Raw genomic sequence first — 18,214 nt, forward strand, 5'->3', positions numbered from 1 at the left:
TAATTTTGCCCTGACAGGGAATAATTATGTTAAAGCAGACACAACAGCAGAAATTATTACAGAAACTTTCACCCCAGCAAATTCAGCTCATGAAATTGCTGCAGGTACCTACTGTGAACCTGGAAGAAAGGATCAAAGAGGAACTGGAAGAAAATCCTGCATTGGAATATGGCGAAGAGGCAGGTGAAGACGAATTCAAAGAACAGGAAGAGTACGAAGCACCGGCGGAAGAAGATGAATTTGAACCCGATGGCAGTGAAAATGAGTACGACAATATCGATATTTCTGAATATGTAAGTGAAGGAGATGATGATGTGGCGGATTACAAGCTGCGTGATGATAACTATCCCGATCCGGACGAAAGCAATAAAACCATCCCCATCCGGGTGGAAACATCTTTCCATGAACACTTATTGAGCCAGCTGGGCATGCTCGAGCTGGACGACCACCAGAACGCTATCGCCGAACATATCATCGGCAGCATCGACGACGACGGCTACCTGCGCAGGGAAATCGCCTCTATGGTAGACGATCTCTCCTTTTCGCAGAATATTGACACCACCGAAGAAGAAATCAACTCCCTGATCAAAAAGATCCAGGACTTTGATCCGGCAGGCGTATGCGCCACCGATCTGAAAGAATGCCTCTTACTCCAGCTGAAACGTAAAGCACAGGACGATCCCGGCGTACACAACGCCTACCTCATCCTCGAAAACTACTTCGACGAATTTACCAAGAAGCACTACGAGAAAATCCAGAAAGCATTGGGCCTTTCTGATGAAGGACTGAAAGAAGCCATTACCCAGATCATCAAGCTTACTCCCAAACCAGGCGGCAATTTCGCTACGCTGAATAAAGCAGAAAGCTACGTACTACCCGACTTCTTTATTTTAAACAACGCCGGTAAACTGGAACTTACCCTGAATTCGCGTAATGCTCCCGATCTGCGCATTTCCGGTGGTTACCGCGAAATGCTGAAGGAGTACGACCGGGGCGACAAGAAAGATAAACGCCAGAAAGAAGCCGTACTGTTTATCAAACAAAAAATTGATGCTGCCAAATGGTTTATAGACGCCATCAAGCAGCGGCAACATACGTTGTTATCCACTATGGAATCTATCATGGATTACCAGCGCGAATTTTTCCTTACCGGAGATGAAACCACCATGAAGCCTATGATCCTGAAAGATATCGCGGATCGTACGCAACTGGATATTTCTACCGTAAGCCGCGTGGCCAACAGCAAATATGTACAAACCGAGTTCGGTACCTTCAAACTGAAATTCTTCTTCTCTGAATCCCTGTCTACCGACAGCGGCGAGGAAGTATCCACCCGGGAAGTAAAAAAGATCCTGTCAGACCTCATTGAAGCAGAAAACAAACGTAAACCGCTCAGTGATGAAAATCTCACGAAGATGCTGCAGGATAAAGGATATAACATTGCCCGCCGTACGGTGGCCAAATACCGGGAGCAGCTGAATATTCCGGTAGCCCGTTTACGTAAAGAATTATAAGAACCACACCATGCAAGAACAAGCTGTTTTAGACCGGAACGGAAATATACGTTTGGAGCCGGAGTTTCCAAAGGCAATGAAATCCCTGGCACTGATCATTTCCTATCTCTCACATCCGCTGTTCATTCCCCTGCTGGTAACATTCCTGGTGCTGGAATCCATTCCGGAATACATGGTAGCCTTTAAGCCCCTGAGCAAAAGGTTTGCCTTCGATATGCTGTATTTCAGGGTAGCTATTATCAGTATCGGGTTTCCGGTGCTCACGCTTTTACTGGCGAAGGCGCTGAAATTTGTTTCTTCCATTCATATGAAAACCCAGCGCGACAGGATCATTCCTTATGTGGCCATGATCACCTATTACTTCTGGGCGTTTTATACTTTTCAGCAGGAAGGCAGGGCGCCAAAGTTCTACACGGCGTTTTTCCTGGGGGTGTTCCTGAGTGTCTCCATCGCTTTTGTTACCAATAACTTTATAAAAACCAGCATGCATACCGTAGGCTGGGGCGGCGTAATAGGTCTTTTACTGTCGCTGATGTGGGGAATGCATATGAATGTCTCCATACCACTGGTCATTACTTTCTTTGTAGCAGGCATAGTGGCCACATCCCGCCTGGTACTGGAAGCGCATGAACCACGTGAAATCTATATCGGTTTCCTGATTGGGATCGTTTCTCAGCTGGCAGCGTGCTGGATACTTGTAAAATAGGCATTTCACCATTCTATCCCTGCTCCCCTGCCGGTAAATGCTGAAACAAGTCAGCCACCAGCCAGGGATCAGGGAGAACAACATATTAGAATGGCGATAAAAAAATTTTTGGGGTTTAACCTTGACCGCTTCACCGTTTCTTCTTCACATGGATGCAAGGCCGCAAGGCAGGCTAACAAACAACTTTAACAAACAGTAGGGGATTAACTTCAACAACTAAACTTGACAGTACAAAAGTGAAACTTTCTGCGCTGATACTCAAGCGTATAACTACGCTTTTTAAAAATGCAGTAGAATTCCCACTTCCTGCGGATAATTATTTTTTTGAGGTTTTGTTGTTACGCATATTCAATGCGTAATGGGTTCGCATCTTTGTTATGCCATTGCGGGTTAACCCTTTTAAGATCTTAAGAATAAATTTTTTTGACAGGAAGTTCTTGAACAGCACGGAAAAAGATTACTATTTTATTTAGCAATTAAAAGAAATTGCTAAAATATTTAGGAAAATAAAAAATTAGATCATAACTTAGCAATCCAATTAATTTGCTTTCTAATTGTGATCAGCTATCTATTAAATTTGTAAAAACATTACTTATATGTCTACAGCCAATGCAGAAAAACTGAAGGCCCTGCGCCTCACAATGGACAAGATTGAGAAAGATTTCGGTAAGGGATCTGTGATGATGATGGGGGAAAAAGCAGAAGCGCCGATGGAAATCATTTCCACAGGTTCCCTGGGCCTTGATATCGCACTTGGAATTGGCGGTTTACCAAAGGGAAGGATCATTGAAATATATGGACCAGAGTCTTCCGGTAAAACAACCATTGCCATCCATACAATCGCTGAAGCACAGAAAAAAGGCGGCATTTGCGCCATTATAGATGCGGAGCATGCTTTTGACAGCAGCTACGCAAGAAGGCTGGGAGTTGACGTGGATTCCCTGTTGATTTCACAGCCGGATCATGGTGAGCAGGCACTGGAAATAGCAGATCGCCTGATCCTTTCCGGAGCAGTAGATGTAGTCGTAATTGACTCTGTTGCCGCCCTGGTACCAAAAAGTGAACTGGAAGGTGAAATGGGTGAAAGTAAGATGGGATTACAGGCCCGTTTGATGTCACAGGCACTGCGTAAATTAACGGCCACCATCTCCAAAACAAACTGCTGCTGCATCTTTATCAACCAGCTGCGTGAAAAGATAGGCGTTATGTTCGGTAACCCTGAAACTACCACCGGTGGTAATGCGTTGAAATTCTACGCATCTGTAAGGCTGGATATCCGCCGCATGAGCCAGATTAAAGATGGCGACGAAGCAATCGGTAACCGCGTGAAAGTGAAAGTAGTAAAGAATAAGGTAGCACCTCCGTTCCGCCAGGCAGAATTCGATATCGTTTACGGTCAGGGTATCTCCAAAACGGGAGAAATCATCGACATGGGTGTTGAATATGGCGTTGTTCAGAAAAGTGGTAGCTGGTTCAGCTATGACACCAATAAATTAGGCCAGGGCCGTGATGCAGTGAAACAACTGCTGAATGATAACCCTGAACTGGCAGCAGAAATCGAAGCAAAGATTAAAGTGAAGATCCAGGAAAAGCAAGATGCCGCTTAATATTGGCTGCTATTGAATTGAATAAACATTGAATTGAAACTTAGTATTAAACATACATAAAAGTTAGTTTTAGTTTTAGTAAGCATTGGGTTAGTATGCACATCCCTGCCTTATCCTGGGCGGGGATTTTTTTGCCCGGGAGTGAAGTCTCCCCTCTACTTCCTCCAAAAACAAAGCCGCCCCGTAAAACGGAGCGGCTTTGTTTTTCACTATTATCTTACTAACAAAAACAATTAAGCTTCTGCTTTCATGCTCTTGGCTGTTCTCTTACGTTCTTCCTCATCCAGTATAACCTTACGCATACGGATAAAGTTAGGAGTAACTTCAATACACTCGTCATGCTGGATGTACTCCATACATTCTTCCAGTGTCATCAGTATTTTAGGTGCAATGTTAGCAGCGCCATCGGTTCCGCTCGCACGCATGTTGGTCAGTTTCTTACCTTCATTCGGATTCACCACCAGGTCACCCGGTTTGTTGGTTTCACCAATGATCATACCCTTGTATACCTCTTCTCCCGGATCAACGAAGAAAGATCCTCTATCCTGCAGCTTATCCAGGGAATAACCGGTAGTAGTACCAGCTTCCTTGGCAATCAGCACACCGTTGTTACGGCCTGGGATAGCACCTTTCCACGGTTTGTAATCATTGAAACGGTGCGCCATTACTGCTTCACCTGCGGTAGCAGTAAGCATCTGTGTACGCAAACCAATCAAACCACGGGAAGGAATTTCAAACTCCAGGTGTTGCATTTCACCCTTGGTTTCCATGATCAGCATCTCTCCTTTACGACGGGTTACCAGATCAATTACCTTGCTGGCAAAATCCTGCGGAACATCTACCACCAGGGTTTCGTACGGTTCGCATTTCTTACCATCCACATGCTTCACAATTACCTGAGGCTGACCAACAGTCAACTCATAACCTTCACGACGCATGGTTTCAATTAATACCCCTAAATGCAGGATACCACGACCATACACCATGAAGCTATCAGCACTGTCAGAATCCATTACACGCAGTGCCAGATTCTTTTCCGTTTCCTTCATCAAACGGTCACGCAGGTGACGGGAAGTAACAAACTTACCATCTTTACCAAAGAACGGAGAGTTGTTAATACCAAACAACATGTTCATGGTAGGCTCGTCCACACTGATGATTGGTAATGCTTCCGGCTCTTCTGCATCTGCGATGGTATCACCAATGTTGAACCCTTCAATACCAACTACCGCGCAAATATCGCCGGCAAATACCTTAGTTACTTTTCTCTTACCTAACGCTTCAAAAATATACAGCTCACGCACTTTCTGCTTCTTGCTGGTACCATCTGTCTGCATCAAAGTAACCCACTGTCCTTCTTCGATAGAAGCACGGGCCACTTTACCTACAGCAATACGTCCCAGGAAAGAAGAGTAATCCAGTGAAGTGATCTGCATCTGCAGGTTACCTTCCGGAGTTTTTGGCTGTGGAACATACTCCAGGATGCCATCCATCAACGGTGAAATATCTTCACTCTGCTCTAATGTACTGTTGAACCAGCCATTTTTACCAGAGCCATAAAATGTCGGGAAGTTCAGTTGTTCCTCTGTAGCATCCAGATTAAAGAACAATTCAAAAACTGCATCGTGTACTTCATCAGGACGACAGTTAGCTTTATCCACCTTGTTGATAACAACAATAGGTTTCAGATTCAGCTGCAAAGCCTTCTGCAACACAAAACGGGTTTGTGGCATAGGGCCTTCAAAAGCATCTACCAGCAGGATAACACCATCAGCCATTTTCAATACTCTTTCTACCTCACCACCAAAGTCGGCGTGGCCCGGAGTATCAATCACATTGATCTTGGTTCCCTTGTACTCAACAGATGCGTTCTTGCTGAATATGGTGATACCACGCTCTCTTTCAAGATCGTTACTATCCATGATCAGTTCGCCTGATTCCTGGTTAGCCCGGAATACATTAGCCTGATGAAGGATTTTGTCAACCAAAGTAGTTTTACCGTGGTCTACGTGTGCAATAATTGCGATATTACGAATGTTCATATACTTAAATCTTTAGCTATCAGCCATTAACTAAATTTACGCTAATAGCTACAAAAAGAAGGCGCAAAGGTACGAAAACATAGCGAGAATGAGGGTGTCACGTTTTAAATAAATGTAATCATTTGATCAGCTCGAAAATCGTCCTTGCAATAGGTTGGTTATCATTGATTTACAATTAATTATATCCAAATATTGCAAACAAATAGTTTTATGGCGTCAATTTTGTCCCACCCCACTGCGTTCTAACTGCTTAACACCGCCTTCATGAAAAAGAAATTATATATCCTCGCCATCAGCTGTCTCTCCCTCATCTTCTCCCGGATATACGCACAAATACCAGCCCAGAATATCACCCTCTCCGAATATAAATACCCGTTCCCGGTGCATTTCCTGAAATTACAAATACAGGGTCAGGCCGTTCAAATGGCTTACATGGATGTTCAACCCTCCCACCCCAATGGCAAAACAATTGTACTCCTCCACGGCAAAAATTTCTGCGGCGCCTATTGGGACAGTACCGCAGCAGACCTCAGCAATAACGGATACCGCGTTGTCATCCCGGATCAGATCGGCTTTGGCAAATCATCCAAACCCGAACACCTTCAATACAGCTTTCAGCTGCTGGCACAAAACACCAAAACACTGCTCGACTCCCTGCACATCACAAAAACAGCAGTGCTCGGCCATTCAATGGGCGGTATGCTGGCCACCAGGTTCGCCCTGATGTATCCGGAAGTAACCGAAAAACTGATCCTGGAAAACCCTATCGGACTGGAAGACTGGAAAGTGAAAGTGCCCTACCAGTCAATAGATAAATGGTATAAAGCAGAACTGCAACAAAACTATGAGAAGATCAAACAATATATGATGGACAGCTACTACGCCGGCAAGTGGTCGCCCGCCTATGATAAATGGGCACAGCTACAAGCCAGCTGGACCAGCAGCCCGGACTACTCGCTGGTAGCCTGGAACTCTGCCCTCACCTACGATATGATTTTTACCCAACCGGTATTATATGAGTTTCAAAATGTTACCGCCCCAACTCTCCTCATTATAGGACAACGCGACCGCACCGCTTTAGGCAAAGCCAATGTCCCGGAAGAAGTGCGCAAAACAATGGGGAATTACCCTGAACTGGGAAACAATGCTGCGAAAAAAATTCCACACGCCACACTGGTACCCATCGAAGGTGTAGGACATCTTCCCCACATTGAAGCCTATACGAAATTCATTGCTCCGCTGCTGAAGTTTTTGCAGGAATAAACCCCATGAATAATGCTATTCTTCCAGCAACTTCACTACATACTCCAACGCACTCTGATTGGCAGGATTGTCCAGCGCATGCGCAATGTCCAGCTTTTCCCGGGAGGTAAGATGCCACGATAAAGCCGCCGCCTTGTCCTGCTTTTGCGGCACATACTGGAAAATCACCCGGTGAAACTTCTCCGGGAAATATCCTTCCATGTAGTTCAGTAAATCATCCTGGTCAAAATCCTGCATGGCACTCCAGTGCTGTTGCATAGTAAATAACGGCTCAAACAACAGGTCGCTCAGATCCTTTGTTTTCTTGATAGGGGAAATATCATTTTTGCGGGTGTCACGGATCTGGATATATATCACCCCACTGGTATTTTCATTGATCCATTTATTAAATGTATACAAATAACGCAACGTGGTTTGCTGACCAAAATTATCGCGGATACCGGCGTCCATCACATCCACAATAGGATTACTGGGCAGGAACGCATTCGGCAGCACATAAGGAAAGGTTGCACACATACGGATCGCGCTGGTTACACGCAGGTCCATCGCATCCTGCGCCGCAAAATATTGCCCGAAATCCACACCATCAATATCCCTTACCTGCCGTGTGGGATACTGATACTGCGGGCTGCATAAATAACTGACCGGCTGCGGGGAAATCATTAACCGGCGCCCGTCTGCATTGATGGTAGCATTCCATATCAGCATAGGGATTTCCGCATTGGCTTCCGGCGCCCGGTAATCTTTCAGCGTTTTATCCAAAGCGCTGTCTGTATGTTCATTCAGCTGCATTTCAAACGCATAGCCCCTGTCCTTTGCGTAATGATTTTTCCCGATGCTGAAACTCCTCCAGGGCGTAATAAAATCATTCACTGCCATAGCAGAAAACACAGAATTGAGTAAATCCTGCGACACCTTCTCGGCATAGATATTATCAGACAGGCGGATAGGCTTACCTTGCTGCTGTTCATAATACAGCTCCCGGAAATAACTGGCGCCCAGCATACCACCGGAGGCGCCGGTCATGAGCACGGTATGTTTCATCAGCCTGCCTTTCAGCATGCTGTCCAGCCGTTGTAATACATTTACGCTCCAGGTGGCCGAACGGCTGCCGCCACCGCTGAAATTCATTACAATCAGCGGCGGCTTTTTCCCCGCCGGAAATTTCTTTCTCCAGTTCTCTAATATCAGTAAGGTTTGTTTCTTATCCGCTTCATATTTCTCCCGGGTAAAAAATTGTTGCAAAGCCGCCACACTGTATTCGGGACGCGCTTTTTTGTCCCGGTAATTCAGGCCGTAAGCCTTATTGCGGTTATCTACCCAGTTATGTTCCACCATCCAGTTCAAGCCAAACAACATCACCAGCAATATGGGAATAGACCAGGTTTGTAACATATAGGAAAAGGCGCCGGCCACTCCAATGAGAAACGCAAAAAAGATCAGCACACTGGCGCCGGCAGGAATTCTGAACATATCATAATCCATCATGTAAGCCAGTATTACCAGGAAAACCAACGAGCAGCCCACGGTGATCATGGCAGCAAAGTGATGCTGTTTAAGGATACTGTCGAGGTAATGCTTATTGTAGTGATCTACATTCCTCGCCCTTCTGATACGCCAGGGCGTGGAAAAATAATTGTGAACGGATAGTGCATTTTCATCGGGGTCCTGGTTGGGCTTCAGGATCATCCGCAGGAAATTACGTGGATTACCGAAACGCTTTTCCAGTCGGCGGCCAATATTTTTATCTGCATTAAAAAAATAAAAAAAACAGAAGAAGAAGATAAACAACACCCCACAAATAAACCCTTCCCCCAGCAACATAATATCCGGCACGGTGTTGAGCTGTTCATAACGCTGGTATTCCCATCCGCGGTAAAGCATGCTGAAAATGAATATCAGCGGGATGATAGCATTATTAAGGCAATACCTGAAAAATGGCTGGGAAGTGGTGGCCAGGAACTTAAACCGTCCTGTATGCAAAATGAAGGTGGTAATTTGCCAACTCATGATAAACATCCCGGTAGCCAGTCCCAGGATAGTAGTGCTGTAGAAATTTACTTTGCCCAGGTATTCCGGCGCCAGGTAAAGTGCATCGCCGCCAAACACCTTGGCAAAACCGCCGTTGATGGTGCTGAACAGGATCACCCAAAAAATAAGTAATACCTGGTACTTCCTGAAATGCAGGAGCAGCAACTGTATAGGGAAAGAATAGTAAATTTTTATCAATAATAACTTCACCTTCATCAGACGATTATTACGAATAAACCTACGGAAAATTTACGGATTTATGGCTGCAGGAGTTTGTTCCGGCGGAAAATCAATTCCCGTTTCTAACACCCCTGCTAAGGAACAGGGTCCAGATCAGCGACAGCATCAGCAACATTCCCACGCCCTGGTGCAAAATTCCATAACTGACAGGAATCTTCACCTGGCTGTTTAACAGGGTCAGCACGCCCAGCAGCACCTGCAGCAATACCAACAGCAAAGGCAGGTAACGGATGGTGTGTAACAGGCTGTTTGCCGGCGTTTGCGCCGCTTTCCACCACCAAACGGCGATGAGGATAGTGATCAGGTAAGCCAGTCCGCGATGTATGAATTGAATGGTAATCGGGTTATGTGCAATATCTGTAGCAAATCCGCCCTGGGAAAACATACCGGCAGGCACCCAGGAACCATTGATATCCGGCCAGGTATTCGCCACCAGCGCTGTATGCAATCCGGCCATGAAGGCGCCGTATACCAGCTGCACTACCAACACTACCAGCAACCAGATATTCAGTTTGTATAAAGCGGGAACTTTTAATATCTCTATCGGATGCACGCTCAGTTTCAGCGCAAACCAGAATACATATGCCAGCAATACCAGTGCAGATATAAAATGAATGGCCAAACGGATATGGTTAACGTACAAATTTTCTTCATTCAGGCCACTCTTCACCATAATCCATCCTATCAAGCCCTGCAAGCCCCCCAATACAAACAGGATGATCATCGGGTTAATCATACTCCTGTTAATCTTCTTCTTAATAACAAAGTAAACAAACGGAATGATAAACACAAAGCCCATCAGCCTCGCCCAGTCACGATGCAGCCACTCCCAGAAGAAAATGAACTTAAAATCTGATAAGGTAAAGTGATTATTAACGTACTTATACTGTGCTATCTGTTTATAGCCATCAAATGCTTTCTGCCAGGCTGCTTCATTCATAGGAGGGAAAGCGCCCAGCAACGGCTGCCATTCAGTAATGGACAGGCCCGAGCCGGTTAAACGGGTGATTCCTCCCAGCAATACCTGAACTATCAACATGCCCACGCCTATATATAACCAGATAGCCACGGGGCGGTTATTTTTTATTGTAACTGCTTCCATAAACGCTGCAAAAATAGGGAATGAATGCCGAACAAGCGGGTTAAATACTCACATTATTTTAACAAAGGCGTAATGTTCTGTTAATCCGCAGATCGGAGCTTTGCATTGAAATTTTAAACGGCACCATTGTATTAGCTAATATACCGCCCTAACTAAAAAAAGACGAACACATTAAAAAAATAATGTCATGAAACACTTACGTTTTGTTGTTTTAGCACCCAAAGTAGCTTTGTTGGTATTTGTAACTATCCTTTTTCCAATTTTACACGCTGCGGCACAGTCAAAAACCTTTGCTTATAATGCAGCACGACTGGCAAAAGAAAAACCTGTACCGGAAGCTCCCATCGAGGCTTTCAACGTACACATCACACAATTGCAAAAGGATCAGCTGTTATTCCAGCTTTCTGTGGATAATCCTTCCAACGAAAAGCTGACGCTCTACATAAAAGACAATTTCAATAACACGCTGCACCGTGAAACACTGCCCGCCACTCTGCGCTTTGAAGCACGCTACAATCTCGGTTCTCTCGAGGATGGAGACTACACCTTCGAAATCAGAAGCGGCAAAAACAAACTGGCAGAGAAAGCTATTGCCATAAAAACGCAAACCCTGATCAACAGGAGCGTTTCCGTATCAGAGTAGTCCCGCATCGCATAATTGAAAAATGAAAAGAGGTGGTATCCGTTAAACGATACCACCTCTTATTTTATTATCCGTTATCTCTTATTTACGGGCAGACTCATACACCGCTTCAAACATTTTCTCCCGCGTATGCAATGCCACTATTTTCGTATTAACGCCACCGTTAGGATACACCCGGTTGCTCAGGAAAATAAATACCAACCCCGATGTTGGGTCGGCCCATACACAGGTACCGGTATAGCCGGTATGCCCGAAAGTAGCCGCAGAAGCGCTCCTGGCCGGGTATGGCTCCCGCCGGGTGGCATTGTCTTTTTCCGGCTTGTCAAACCCGAGGCCACGGCGGCTGATATTGCTATTATACGCCGTAAACAATTGTACCGTTTCCGGCTTAATATATTGCACGCCATTGAAAGATCCTTTATTCAGCAACATCTGCATAATTACCGCCACATCGTGCGCATCGGAAAATAATCCTGCATGACCCGCCACCCCGCCAAACATAGCAGCGCCCGGGTCATGCACATCCCCCCGCAATAACTGCATACGGAAAGAGTACTCGCGCTCTGTAGGAACAATCTCCGGCAAAGGGAAACGCGTTCTCGGCAAAAAGCCGGTGGTAGCCAATCCCAGCGGTACATAAAAAGTTTCACTCACATATTCATTCAGCTTCTTACCCGTTAATTGCTCTACAATTTTTCCCAGGAAAATAAAATCACAGTCGCTGTAAACATAACCCTGCCCGGGCGACAACTTACTGTCTAAGATCCTTTGCCACATAGTATCTACATAGCTGTTTTCCATGTACATCCGCTCTGCCACACGGATGCCGTGAGTAGCATCCGGACTGGTGTGATACAGCACCGTGTCGGGCTGCGCATTGTTGTAAAGAGTTTCTTTATAAAACGGTATAAAAGCCACCAGGCCTGCCTGGTGCAGAAGAATATCACGGATCCGCAAGCCTGCTTTATCGGTACCCAGCACCTGCGGCAGGTATACGCCCAATGTGGCGTCCAGGTTAAGTTTCCCTTCATCATATAACCGCATCACCGATAACGTGGTAGCACATACTTTGGTTACAGAGGCCAGGTCATAAATAGCTGTTGGCGACACGGGTTCCTGTTTGTTGTATTCGTAATGACCGAAGCAGCGGTTATAAATGATCTTCCCGTCTTTCAGGGCCAGCACCTGCGCTCCCGGCGCTGCGCCGCGGGCAATCATATCGTTGGCCAAACCATCGATCTGCAGCAACGCCTGCTCATTAATGCCAGCTTCCTTTGCAGTAGCCGTGGGCAATAAATGAAATTTGCTCACTTCATAAGTGATACCGGTACCGGAGGGCAAATCCGGACAAACGGTTACCGGTAATTTCCCGGAGGGGCCCAGCTGCCCGAAAAGCAGATCTGCAGCGGCTCTCTGGGTGGTGCTGTCATCTTCATAGGCAGCCACCAGGTGAGGGGCATCACAGAAATACTGGATCGCATACGGGTTACCAAAAACAGCGGTTACCGAAGGCATTTCCGATTGCAGCTGGCGGATAATCAGCCGTTCCGCCATAGACAACCCGAAGTTTCCGGCGGGCCGGCGGCTGTAGTCATGCAAACTGATAATAACCGCCCTGTAGTCGCGCTGGATGCGGGATACAATAGGTGCAATCTGTTGTACAGTTTGACGCGAAGTGAAAATAAACGCATCGGTACCGGGTTTATAGTTCTTTACTGCCTCCACGAAAGTGTTGCTGGCATCTACTCCTACGGCAATCACCGCCAGCTTTTGCTGGGTCATGGCCGGTGAAAAAGGAACGAGTTTTTTATCGTTGCGTACCAGGGTGATCGCATTTTCCGCAATACGTTTACGTAAAAGATCCGTTTTAGCATTGATATCTTCTGCCAGATGATCGGTATTAATATGCTGCGGCTGCCACAGTCCGAGGTTGTATTTGGCGCGCAATACTTTTTTCACACGTCCGTCTACTTCTCCCTGGCTGATCTTACCTGCTTTGATCGCTTTTTTGATAGCCGCTACACTGCCGGCTGCAGTGGAAGGAAGGATCATCAGGTCATTGCCCGCAAGCAGCGACTGTAAGGACTCCTGTCCGTTGGTATAAAATTTTGCGATGCCTTTCATTTCAAGTGCATCGGTTACGATCAGTCCTTTAAAACCCATTTCCTCTTTCAGCAATTTGGTAACAGCATTATAAGAAATGGAAGTAGGCGTATTTCGTTTTTTATCGATAGATGGAATATAAAGATGGCCGATCATCACAGATTGCACACCGGCGGCAATGGCTTCACGGAAAGGATACAGCTCCAGCGAATCCAGCTGCGCCCTTGTTTTATTGATAGTGGGCAGGTCCAGGTGTGAATCCACGTTGGTATCGCCGTGACCGGGGAAGTGTTTGGCACAGGCCATAATGCCGGCGTCCTGCATACCTCTTATGGTAGCTACTCCCATGCGGGCCACCTGGTATTTATTTTCTCCAAAGGAGCGGTCGTTGATTACGGGGTTGGATGGGTTGTTATTCACATCCATGTCCGGCGCAAAGTCGATATGAATCCCGAGGCGGCGGCATTGTTCTCCCATGAGCTTTCCGGCATCGTAGGCCAGTGCGGTATCCCGCATGGCGCCTATCATCATGTTCCGTGGCAGCGAAATAACGCTGTCGAGGCGCATGCCGAGGCCCCATTCGCCATCAATGGCTACCAGCAAGGGTACTTTGGAAATAGATTGATAGTAGTTGGTAAGATTGGCCTGCCTCACCGGGCCGCCCTGGAAAAAGATGACGCCTCCTACTTTATTATCCTGTATATCTTTAATGACGGCATTAATATGGTCCTGCCCGAGATTGGAATGCGCCCGGATCATAATAAGCTGGGCAATACGTTCTTCGGGGGTAAGCGACTGAAACACACTATCTGCCCACTGAGAGGCTTTGTCCTGTTGTGGCGCTACCTTTTGTGCGGTCACTTTTTTATGCTTCTTCTTTTCCTTAAACACCAGGGGCGCTGAGATGGCGCTGCCTGTCATCATTAGGCCTGTAAGTCCTGCAACCAATAATTGTTTCCTCATATCATAAACTTACAAATATTCATGCGTAAATCCAGCCAGACAGCCCTGAATATCAAAGAATTACTAATAATAATCATATGATTTTGTCAGATCCAAAGTATTTTATTAAATTAGAATACCCTGTTGAAGATATTTTAGGAATTCTGGTAAAAAATTAAAATGTGTTTACTATTTTGTCAGAATATTTACATTTAGTTTAATCAATCGTAATTTTAATTACCAATACATTCATCTGTTTCTTATATTTGCAACCTTGCGAGTAAAGTAGATTTTAATAAAACATGGTCAATCTCATTTTATTTGGCCCTCCCGGTAGCGGCAAGGGTACACAAAGTGCTAACATTATCCAGAAGTACGGACTTATTCATCTTTCCACGGGCGATTTGCTCCGCAGCGAGATCGGTGATAAAACGCCATTGGGCCTGGAAGCCAAGAAGTTTATGGATCAGGGCCAGCTGGTACCGGATGAAGTAGTGATTGGCATGATCAGTTCCAAACTGGACGCCAATCCCGATACACGTGGTTTCATTTTCGACGGTTTTCCCCGTACCACTGCACAGGCAGAGGCGCTGGACAAACTGCTCGCACTGAAAAAAACTTCTATTTCTACCGTTCTTTCACTGGAAGTACCGGAAGATGCGCTGATTAAACGCCTGCTGAACCGAGGCTTAACCTCCGGCCGCAGCGATGATGCCTCTGAAGATGTAGTGAAAGCACGTATCGTGGAATACCATAATAAAACGGCTCCTGTGGCTGATCACTATGCCAAATTCGGCAAATTCAAAAAAGTGAAAGGCGACGGCACCGAAGAAGAAGTATTCGAACTGCTCTCCAAAGAACTGGATGAACTGGTAGGAGAAAAAGTGCAGTAAGCGGAATCCCGCTGTGATAAAGACTTTTAGCATCTTATTATACAACGCAAAGATTGTAAGTAAAGAGCTCCTGGCACATGATGGTGCTAATTAGCTCAAACTTCACGATCTTTGCGTTTTGTTTTTCTGTGGTAAGGGACCCCAGAGTATTAAAAATTGAGAACTAGTGGAAAAAGCAAACTTCGTAGATTATATCCGTGTATTTTGTAAGTCCGGGAAAGGTGGCGCAGGCAGTATGCACTTTATGCGTACCAAGTTTAATGCGCAGGCCGGCCCTGATGGCGGCGATGGTGGCAGAGGCGGACATGTGATTTTAAGAGGCAATTCACAGCTGTGGACCCTCCTGCACCTCCGCTGGCATAAAAACCTGCTCGCAGAAGATGGGGAAAACGGCAGTGGCGACAACTGTACCGGCCGTTTCGGTAAGGATATTATCATTGAAGTTCCACTGGGCACACAGGCCAAAGACGAAGAAACCGGCCAGGTAGAAGCCGAAATCCTCCACGATGGCCAGGAAGTTATCTGGATCCCCGGCGGACAAGGCGGTAAAGGCAACGCCTACTTTAAATCTGCTACCAACCAAACACCCGAATATGCACAACCCGGTATGCCCGGAAGGGAAGGCTGGAAAGTAGTGGAGTTAAAAGTTTTGGCAGATGTGGGACTCGTTGGTTTCCCCAATGCCGGCAAATCCACCCTGCTGTCTACTATCACTGCAGCTAAACCTAAAGTGGCCGACTACGCCTTTACTACGCTAACCCCACAACTCGGAATGGTGGAATACCGCGACAATAAATCGTTTTGCATCGCCGATCTCCCCGGTATCATCGAAGGCGCCCACGAAGGAAAAGGTTTAGGCCACCGTTTTTTACGACATATTGAAAGAAACGCCGTATTATTATTCCTTATTCCAGCTGACAGTGCAGACCACCGCAAAGATTTTGAAGTATTGGTAAATGAACTGGAACAATATAATCCCGAATTACTGGATAAACAGTTTCTGCTGGCCATCAGTAAAAGCGATATGCTGGATGATGAGCTGAAAACCGCTATATCCGCGGAGCTGCCGGAAGATGTTCCACATGTATTTATTTCCTCTGTTACAAACCAGGGCCTCAGTGAACTAAAAGATATTTTGTGGGAGGCCCTTAACAGGAAAGTAGATACTACCGACGCAGTAGACGCAGACTAACTGTTCCCGGACGCAAGAGGGGACTATTCCTGACGTTAATGTTCGTTACAGTATCCCGTATACCATGAAGATATTTTTACTCCCCGCAATCGCGTTGCTCTTGCTCCCTGCCTGCCATCGAACCGTAAAGTCCGTGAAGGATAAACCTGTGCAGATCGATACCATGCGGTTAATAGCCATGCCTGCTCCAACAATGAAAGTTGCCTCCAACGAAGTATATATAGTGTGCCGCGACTCTACTACGTATATCCGTTTCGGTGACTGCTACTTTTCGCTGGACTGGATCACACCAGATGCACAGCTCAACGACTTTGAACTGCGCCCGGATACCCTCTACTTCCGGCTGGCACACCTCCATACCATCGAAGGCCAGATGCTGGCCGTTACAACCGGTGAAACAAACAGGATAAAAGTATCACAGTGCTACGAAACCAGCGCCGTGATTGAACAAACACCACTGCTCCAGTGGAAACATTACCGCTCTCCCTGGGAAACACTGCTCCCCGAAGCCAGCAACTTCTTCATCTGTAAAAAATATACCACCGCCGAAAGAAGCCGCTTTCCTCCTGCCAGCTTGCAGTCTTTACAGCAACATGTAAAACAACATGGCTCCCCCGGCACTTATGCACGGGTTGCACAGATGAACAACTTCCCCGAACCACCCGTACAAATCGAAATCAGCCGGTACTACATCCGGCTGGAGGGATGTTACCAGAAAACAACAGACAAGATCAATAAACTACTCATTATTGATGTGAACTTTAATGGCTGATAAGCACGCGAAAAACCGGCAATGCAAAAGCATCGCCGGTTGATTCATTGGCTGTAATTTCACCGTAAGGGGGGTCTCTTGTCTCAACTATCGAAACGGCTGAAACAACATGGCAGTGCACAAACAATTCCTGTAATTTTTGCCTGCCAGGATAGGATAGTTCACGCAACTTTTACATCCCTCCCAAAAATGAGGGTCATGTGTAATTTCATTATAAGTAACCGGTTCAAAACCCAACCGGGTATTTAGTTTCATCACAGGTAATCCGGTGGTGATGCTGAATATTTTTGACTGTGGATAAAGCAGCCGGCTCAACTCAAATATTTTCTGCTTAATGGCCTGCGCCACTTTCAATCCACGGAATGCCGGCGCCACAATTAAACCACTATTGGATACAAACCTGTTTTCTTCCCAGGATTGTATATAGGAAAATCCCGCCCATATTCCTTTCGCCGTAAAAGCAATAACAGCCTTCCCTTCCAGGATCTTTTCTTTAATAGTAAAAGGATTTCTTTTCGCAATCCCGGTACCCCTTGCCTTTGCGGAGGCTTCCATCTCTGCCACTATAGGCAGGGCAAAATCAACGTCCATAGCCGTAGCCAACCGGACGACAATCTCCTCATCTGTTTCCATTACCAGTAAGTTGATGTTGTATGTAAAGCGGATATATTGAATCCGGTATCAGTGAATACATCCGGATCCTGCTCACGGCATCTGCCAGGGGAACCCGGCAAAGTACCGGTAAAAAAATACGGGTAATCGCTTCTTTCACAACCGTATTACCCCGTTCATATAAGCGGCCGGCCAGTTGCAAACACTTGCCCGCTACCGGGAAATTCTGCTCCCTCAGCTGCTTGTCGGTATACGCTGTAAAACAGCCGATGGTTTCGTAAATATGATATACCGCCGGAAACTGGTGCAGCGCTTTTCTTAGTGCCGGTATTGTGTCTTCAATACAAGCTGGCACTTCATACTGATTAATCATATAGGTTATATCATTTTGCAGGTATATGCCAAATGCTATTCCATATTCTGTGTAGGAATGTTAAAACTTAGCAGGAGTAAGGGTTTGCAAAGAAATTGTTAAAAGCAGGCGGCAGAAAATGTGGTAAAAAACCTTCCGTTTCTGAAGGGTGTTTTCAGAAACGGAAAACAGAGAGATGA

14 protein-coding genes are annotated in these 18,214 nt (G+C 46.0%); 8 read left to right on the top strand and 6 right to left on the bottom strand.

Annotation, left to right across the window (positions count from 1 at the left end; translation table 11 throughout):
• Positions 1–26 precede the first annotated feature (26 nt).
• The 3 genes from rpoN (at position 27) to recA (ending at position 3,827) form a co-directional block, all read left to right on the top strand.
• The gene (rpoN, locus tag ACMXI2_RS27660; protein WP_483779130.1) at positions 27–1,514 is read left to right on the top strand and encodes an RNA polymerase factor sigma-54; all 1,488 of its coding nucleotides are present in this window, start codon (positions 27–29) and stop codon (positions 1,512–1,514) included.
• A 10-nt stretch (positions 1,515–1,524) separates the two neighbouring features.
• Positions 1,525–2,220 (top strand): hypothetical protein, encoded by a 696-nt coding sequence (locus ACMXI2_RS27665; RefSeq protein WP_483779131.1) that lies wholly within the window; start codon positions 1,525–1,527, stop codon positions 2,218–2,220.
• A 596-nt stretch (positions 2,221–2,816) separates the two neighbouring features.
• A complete protein-coding gene (recA, locus tag ACMXI2_RS27670; protein WP_079471393.1) occupies positions 2,817–3,827 on the top strand; it encodes a recombinase RecA in 1,011 nt (336 codons plus the stop codon).
• 233 nt (positions 3,828–4,060) lie between these two features.
• On the opposite strand, the gene typA is transcribed toward recA, so the two are convergent.
• Positions 4,061–5,869, bottom strand: coding sequence for a translational GTPase TypA (typA, locus tag ACMXI2_RS27675; protein WP_483779132.1), 1,809 nt, complete (start codon positions 5,867–5,869; stop codon positions 4,061–4,063).
• Between the two features lie 264 nt (positions 5,870–6,133).
• On the opposite strand from typA, the gene ACMXI2_RS27680 reads away from it, so the two are divergent.
• Positions 6,134–7,132 (top strand): alpha/beta fold hydrolase, encoded by a 999-nt coding sequence (locus ACMXI2_RS27680; protein ID WP_483779133.1) that lies wholly within the window; start codon positions 6,134–6,136, stop codon positions 7,130–7,132.
• 15 nt (positions 7,133–7,147) lie between these two features.
• Here ACMXI2_RS27680 and ACMXI2_RS27685 read toward each other — a convergent pair whose 3' ends face one another.
• Together ACMXI2_RS27685 and ACMXI2_RS27690 are read right to left on the bottom strand one after the other, a co-directional pair.
• Positions 7,148–9,379, bottom strand: a complete 2,232-nt coding sequence (locus tag ACMXI2_RS27685) for a patatin-like phospholipase family protein (RefSeq protein WP_483779134.1) — start codon at positions 9,377–9,379, stop codon at positions 7,148–7,150.
• A 73-nt stretch (positions 9,380–9,452) separates the two neighbouring features.
• A complete protein-coding gene (locus ACMXI2_RS27690; protein ID WP_483779135.1) occupies positions 9,453–10,505 on the bottom strand; it encodes a COX15/CtaA family protein in 1,053 nt (350 codons plus the stop codon).
• 187 nt (positions 10,506–10,692) lie between these two features.
• On the opposite strand from ACMXI2_RS27690, the gene ACMXI2_RS27695 reads away from it, so the two are divergent.
• Entirely contained in the window at positions 10,693–11,148 is a 456-nt protein-coding gene (locus ACMXI2_RS27695) for a hypothetical protein (protein ID WP_363432427.1), read from the top strand.
• Between the two features lie 81 nt (positions 11,149–11,229).
• Here the strand turns inward: ACMXI2_RS27695 and ACMXI2_RS27700 are convergent, their stop codons facing one another.
• Entirely contained in the window at positions 11,230–14,214 is a 2,985-nt protein-coding gene (locus ACMXI2_RS27700; protein ID WP_483779136.1) for a serine hydrolase domain-containing protein, read from the bottom strand.
• 281 nt (positions 14,215–14,495) lie between these two features.
• Between ACMXI2_RS27700 and ACMXI2_RS27705 the strand changes: the two genes are divergently transcribed.
• The 3 genes from ACMXI2_RS27705 to ACMXI2_RS27715 all read left to right on the top strand — a co-directional run bounded on the left by ACMXI2_RS27705 (position 14,496) and on the right by ACMXI2_RS27715 (position 17,050).
• Positions 14,496–15,086 carry an adenylate kinase gene (locus tag ACMXI2_RS27705; RefSeq protein WP_370908791.1) on the top strand — a complete coding sequence of 197 codons (591 nt, stop codon included), beginning with the start codon at positions 14,496–14,498 and terminating at the stop codon, positions 15,084–15,086.
• Positions 15,087–15,252: 166 nt separating this feature from the next.
• Positions 15,253–16,278 (top strand): GTPase ObgE, encoded by a 1,026-nt coding sequence (gene obgE / locus ACMXI2_RS27710; RefSeq protein ID WP_483779137.1) that lies wholly within the window; start codon positions 15,253–15,255, stop codon positions 16,276–16,278.
• A gap of 133 nt (positions 16,279–16,411) precedes the next feature.
• Positions 16,412–17,050, top strand: a complete 639-nt coding sequence (locus ACMXI2_RS27715; RefSeq protein WP_483779138.1) for a hypothetical protein — start codon at positions 16,412–16,414, stop codon at positions 17,048–17,050.
• Positions 17,051–17,137: 87 nt separating this feature from the next.
• Here the strand turns inward: ACMXI2_RS27715 and ACMXI2_RS27720 are convergent, their stop codons facing one another.
• Positions 17,138–17,683 (bottom strand): GNAT family N-acetyltransferase, encoded by a 546-nt coding sequence (locus tag ACMXI2_RS27720; protein WP_483779139.1) that lies wholly within the window; start codon positions 17,681–17,683, stop codon positions 17,138–17,140.
• On the bottom strand, positions 17,670–18,035 hold the full coding sequence (locus tag ACMXI2_RS27725) for a DUF7674 family protein (RefSeq protein ID WP_483779140.1): 366 nt from the start codon (positions 18,033–18,035) through the stop codon (positions 17,670–17,672). The genes ACMXI2_RS27720 and ACMXI2_RS27725 overlap by 14 nt, the downstream gene beginning before the upstream one ends.
• Between the last annotated feature and the right edge of the window lie 179 nt (positions 18,036–18,214).

It is taken from the genome of Chitinophaga sp. G7 BAM 1005 (genome assembly GCF_057126945.1).

Bases quoted from the DNA above. Each gene is read 5' to 3' on its own strand.
- rpoN (WP_483779130.1), top strand. From the start codon at position 27: ATGTTAAAGCAGACACAACAGCAGAAATTATTACAGAAACTTTCACCC.
- ACMXI2_RS27665 (WP_483779131.1), top strand. From the start codon at position 1,525: ATGCAAGAACAAGCTGTTTTAGACCGGAACGGAAATATACGTTTGGAG.
- recA (WP_079471393.1), top strand. From the start codon at position 2,817: ATGTCTACAGCCAATGCAGAAAAACTGAAGGCCCTGCGCCTCACAATG.
- typA (WP_483779132.1), bottom strand. From the start codon at position 5,869: ATGAACATTCGTAATATCGCAATTATTGCACACGTAGACCACGGTAAA.
- ACMXI2_RS27680 (WP_483779133.1), top strand. From the start codon at position 6,134: ATGAAAAAGAAATTATATATCCTCGCCATCAGCTGTCTCTCCCTCATC.
- ACMXI2_RS27685 (WP_483779134.1), bottom strand. From the start codon at position 9,379: ATGAAGGTGAAGTTATTATTGATAAAAATTTACTATTCTTTCCCTATA.
- ACMXI2_RS27690 (WP_483779135.1), bottom strand. From the start codon at position 10,505: ATGGAAGCAGTTACAATAAAAAATAACCGCCCCGTGGCTATCTGGTTA.
- ACMXI2_RS27695 (WP_363432427.1), top strand. From the start codon at position 10,693: ATGAAACACTTACGTTTTGTTGTTTTAGCACCCAAAGTAGCTTTGTTG.
- ACMXI2_RS27700 (WP_483779136.1), bottom strand. From the start codon at position 14,214: ATGAGGAAACAATTATTGGTTGCAGGACTTACAGGCCTAATGATGACA.
- ACMXI2_RS27705 (WP_370908791.1), top strand. From the start codon at position 14,496: ATGGTCAATCTCATTTTATTTGGCCCTCCCGGTAGCGGCAAGGGTACA.
- ACMXI2_RS27720 (WP_483779139.1), bottom strand. From the start codon at position 17,683: ATGGAAACAGATGAGGAGATTGTCGTCCGGTTGGCTACGGCTATGGAC.
- ACMXI2_RS27725 (WP_483779140.1), bottom strand. From the start codon at position 18,035: ATGATTAATCAGTATGAAGTGCCAGCTTGTATTGAAGACACAATACCG.